The sequence below is a fragment of the Candidatus Neomarinimicrobiota bacterium genome, from assembly GCA_041862535.1.
Lineage (GTDB): Bacteria > Fidelibacterota > Marinisomatia > SCGC-AAA003-L08 > TS1B11.
This window is the reverse complement of sequence record JBGVTM010000068.1, coordinates 1-4,006: the sequence shown is the minus strand read 5'-3', so window position 1 is coordinate 4,006 and position 4,006 is coordinate 1. Positions and strand designations below refer to the sequence as shown.

Annotated in this window: 5 protein-coding genes; all 5 read left to right on the top strand. The window is 51.5% G+C overall.

The window, feature by feature from the left end:
• Positions 1 to 660, top strand: a 660-nt coding sequence (locus ACETWG_02960; GenBank protein MFB0515549.1) for a CARDB domain-containing protein, incomplete at its 5' end; no start/stop codon positions are given.
• Between the two features lie 219 nt (positions 661 to 879).
• Complete coding sequence (locus ACETWG_02955) at positions 880 to 1,371, top strand: hypothetical protein (protein MFB0515548.1); 492 nt, start codon at positions 880 to 882, stop codon at positions 1,369 to 1,371.
• A 277-nt stretch (positions 1,372 to 1,648) separates the two neighbouring features.
• The gene (gene agaR / locus ACETWG_02950) at positions 1,649 to 2,425 is read left to right on the top strand and encodes a transcriptional repressor AgaR (GenBank protein ID MFB0515547.1); all 777 of its coding nucleotides are present in this window, start codon (positions 1,649 to 1,651) and stop codon (positions 2,423 to 2,425) included.
• A 32-nt stretch (positions 2,426 to 2,457) separates the two neighbouring features.
• Positions 2,458 to 3,513, top strand: a complete 1,056-nt coding sequence (locus ACETWG_02945) for an SIS domain-containing protein (GenBank protein ID MFB0515546.1) — start codon at positions 2,458 to 2,460, stop codon at positions 3,511 to 3,513.
• A 52-nt stretch (positions 3,514 to 3,565) separates the two neighbouring features.
• A partial coding sequence (locus ACETWG_02940) for a carbohydrate kinase family protein (protein MFB0515545.1) occupies positions 3,566 to 4,006 on the top strand: 441 nt, incomplete at its 3' end.

The window sequence follows — 4,006 nt, the reverse complement described above, 5'->3', positions numbered from 1 at the left end:
AGTGCCGCGGTAACCTGGGAGAATACCGGAACCACTGTCGCCATCCTGGTCACGGAGGCCAGCGCGGCATCACTGAAAGTGCTATTGTACAATTTTGGTAGCGCGAAGCCCGTGGTCATGCGATTGTGGCGCCTTCAGGAAGGGCACTATACTGTTCGTCAAGGACGGGATCGTGATCGGGATGACGAGATTGACGAAGCGGCACCTGGGAGCAAATTCACCGTTACCGAGAGGGGTGAACGTCTCACCGTCACCGTCCCCGGGCGGGAGCTTAGTGTTGTTGAAATTGCGCAGGAGGAGAGGAGCGAACTCCCGTTCTTTCCCCGGCCGGACGTGGGATTCTCACCGCGCGATCTGGTGGTCTCCAATATCCAGCCTGACGCCGGTGAGCTGGTGGAGATAACGGCAAAGGTGCACAATATCGGCAATGAAGATGCCCGGGACGTTGAAGTGGTATTTTATGTGGACGGTGAACCGATTGGAACCCGCACCGTTGGGCTCATTGAGGCCCCCAACGACCTGCGCCCACGCGCCAGGGAAGTACAATTCGCATGGCTGGCTGTAGCGGGAACGCATAAAATTTCAGTCAAGGTCAAGCTTGCAGCCAGAGAAATCACCTCCACAAACAACCTGGTGGAAAGCAATATCTACGTTCATTAATCCCTATCCGGAGATGATCTATGAGCAGCTAGTTTAGATTTTGGGTATTAAGCTTCATTTTTGCGCTATTGCTGTCGGGGGCCGGCGGCCAGCAACAAGTATTGGAGACTTCCTGGGGCAGTGTCTCCGTCCAGGAGGAACCCTTCAATCTGATCTTTAAGGATCGGGCTGGCCGTGTGCTGGTTGAAGGGGTGTTACCGGATCGATACCGCGTAGCCGTTGTATCAGCCCGGTACCTCTCGGTCCGTATACTTACCGGCAGGGAAATGGATGGATTTCTGGTCGCACCGGATAATCGAAGGGCCGGAAACAATTGCCAACTACGATGCGCCTCTCGGTGAGATTCCCCTGTTTGTCCTCGTCGCGGATGACGCTGTCTCGCGCCTGTATGTGCCTTTGTTAGATCAACAGATCAAGGGATTTGAAGAGCGGGTTAATTTTGTCTTGCGAGGAGTCAAGAAGACGCTATTGACCAAGCCAGGAGAGCGCTTACGGGCACAGCTTGACGCCTTTATGGGAGAGGCACCAGCCCTCACAGCGGCGGTCGACCGTGCTGCGCTGAATAGGTTGATGAGAGCCATAGAGGCCTACAAGGTCTTCCTTAAGAAGGGAGAAGCAGATGGCTCGGTTCCGTTTCATGTAGCCCTGACATTGACCGAGCGCCTGGATGCCATGGCCCTATCAGTCAGTGCTATCAAGGTGCTGCGCTGAGTTGGTTTTATTACCAAGGAGTAGATCGTCCCTTTAGCAAAGGTGTCTCCTAGCATTCAGTCCATTCCGGTCCATATTGCTCTGACACCGCACCGCTTTTTGTAAGTTATCCTAAACGCATTTAATGTGAACGATTCTCAACGAGCCACAGCCCGCTACCAGGGTTCTGCTGACTTCTTTAACACCTAAGTAAAGCAGAATTAGAGTGAAAACGAAAGGTTATATTATTGACACAGCAAGGGATCGTAAGTAATTTGATATAAAGAGAAAGACAGCGATGTTACCTGCAGTGCACAATACGGTAGATAGGCGGGATGCAATTGTCCGGCTCATCAATCAGAATGGCAAGATCCGGGTGGAGGAGCTCAGTGCACGGTTTGGTGTTTCTCGCGTAACCATCCGGAATGATCTTAATTACCTTGAGAGCAAAGGACTGATCCATCGGGTGTACGGTGGGGCCCTTGTTTGGGATTTCGTAGCCTACGATTCTGCCCTCAGTGAAAAGGCCAGGTTGCATGTCGAGGAGAAGCGGCGGACAGGCGCCAAGGCCGCCGAGATGATCTTTGAAGGGGACTCCATAATTATTAACTCCGGCACAACGACCGGAGAGATAGCCAGATACATTAAGAACCGTAAAGACCTGACGGTAATGACCAATGCAGTGAATATTGCGACCGAGCTGGCGAGCAGTCCCCACATTGCCGTAGTGTTGACAGGGGGCATGTTACGTGACAATTCCTACTCCTTGGTGGGTCCCGAGGCGGAGGCTACCCTACGGGAATTTTACTTTGATAAGCTGTTCCTTGGTGTCGATGGTTTTGATTTGGATGTCGGCCTTACCACCCCCAACCAACTTGAGGCTCGTCTGAACACGGTGATGATAGAGGTAGCGAGGGAGACAATTCTGGTGACTGATTCGAGTAAATTCGGACGTAAGAGTCTGTGTCGCATCGGTGGGCTGGAGAAAATAGATAAGCTTATTACTGATGAAGGAATCAGTCAGGAGTACCTCGACGGGCTGGCTGAGCTGGGCATAGAGGTCATTCTCGTCTAGTCACATCTCTTGTAGCGAAGGAATTAATCTATATGGCCGGTATCACACTGGAAGAGATATTGTCCCAGCCGGGAGTGTGGCAGAAGGCCTTGGCTACTCTATCTGACGATCATGAGGTACTCCAACAATATTTACATCAAAGTGCCAACCTGGAAACCGTTTTTATTGGATGCGGCACTTCCTATTACCTGGCACTAAGTGCTGCCAGGCTATATTCCCTGGTGACCGGGCAGAGGTCTCGTGCTTCAGCCGCCTCCGAGGTACTGTTTTTCCCGGAAACCATTATGCCTGGTAATGGCCATAGCTGCATGCCAGTAATGATCTCCAGGTCCGGGGCTACCACCGAAATCGTCCGGGCCACCGAGGAAATCAAAAGCCGGGTTGGGGATATAGTCACTGGGGTGAGCTGTCGACCTGAAAGTGAGATGATCCGCAGCTGCCGTTTTCGGTTTGTCATACCAGCAGCTGACGAGAAAAGTGTGGTGATGACCCGCTCGTTCACCAGCATGCTACTCCTCATCCAATACCTAGCAGCAGTCAAGTCAGGTAATAAGGGATTCGAAGAGGCACTCTTAAGATTACCTGAGCTGGGTGCCAACATTATCGATAAATACCATGGTCTCATAAAGATGATTTTTGAAGGGCGGGGATTTACCACCTTCGTGTACTTGGGTCAAGGGCCGTACTACGGACTAGCCTGTGAGGCTATGCTTAAAATCAAGGAGATGTCCCTCTCCTTCTCCGAAGCCTATCACAGCCTGGAGTTCCGTCATGGTCCGATGTCCATGGTTAATGAAAATATGCTGCTGATTTTTCTGATTTCCGAACGTGCCCGAATGAAAGAAACCATTCTTCTTGAGGAAATGAAAGCACTTGGCGCTCAAACGCTGGTGTTATGCGAGACGGCCGATCCAGCGATCAGGGCGGCCAGTGATTACCTTATTGAGCTCCGGTCAGGATTATCCGATGAGGCTCGAATGATCCTCTACATGCCCGCCGTCCAGTTATTGGGCTATTACAATTCCATAGCAAAGGGATTAGATCCTGACAATCCAAAGAATCTCACTCAGGTTGTGATCCTTAACTAACCTCGCGGTCTATTTAATTTATCACCCTACTTAAAGGAAAGGAGTACCGGGCTTGAGCGAACTGGACATTGTCGTAGTGGGTGAGTTGAACGTGGATATGATCCTTCAGGATATCGCTTCTTTTCCAGAGATGGGCAAGGAGAAGATCGCCAAGAATATGGTCTTAACCATGGGCAGTGCTTCGGCCATCTTCGCTTCCAACGTGGCTCGTCTTGGTGCCAGGGTTGGGTTCGCGGGGAAACTGGGGCGAGACCATTTCGCGGAGATTGTCCTGCACACGCTTCGTGAGCGCGGTGTGGATTGTGGCGGCATTGACCAGGATGAAAGTACGCAGACTGGTGTCACGGTTGTGATGACTTTCCCTCACAACTACGCCATGATCACGTATATGGGAGCGATGGAAGAGTTCACACTGGACGATGTTCGCTTCGATTACATTCGAAAAGGACGGCATATGCACCTGTCCTCCTTTTACCTGCAACCCGGTTTACGC

What these genes read in the sequence shown, in the direction of transcription:
- agaR (MFB0515547.1), top strand. Translation starts at nt 1,649, where the DNA reads ATGTTACCTGCAGTGCACAATACGGTAGATAGGCGGGATGCAATTGTC.
- ACETWG_02945 (MFB0515546.1), top strand. Translation starts at nt 2,458, where the DNA reads ATGGCCGGTATCACACTGGAAGAGATATTGTCCCAGCCGGGAGTGTGG.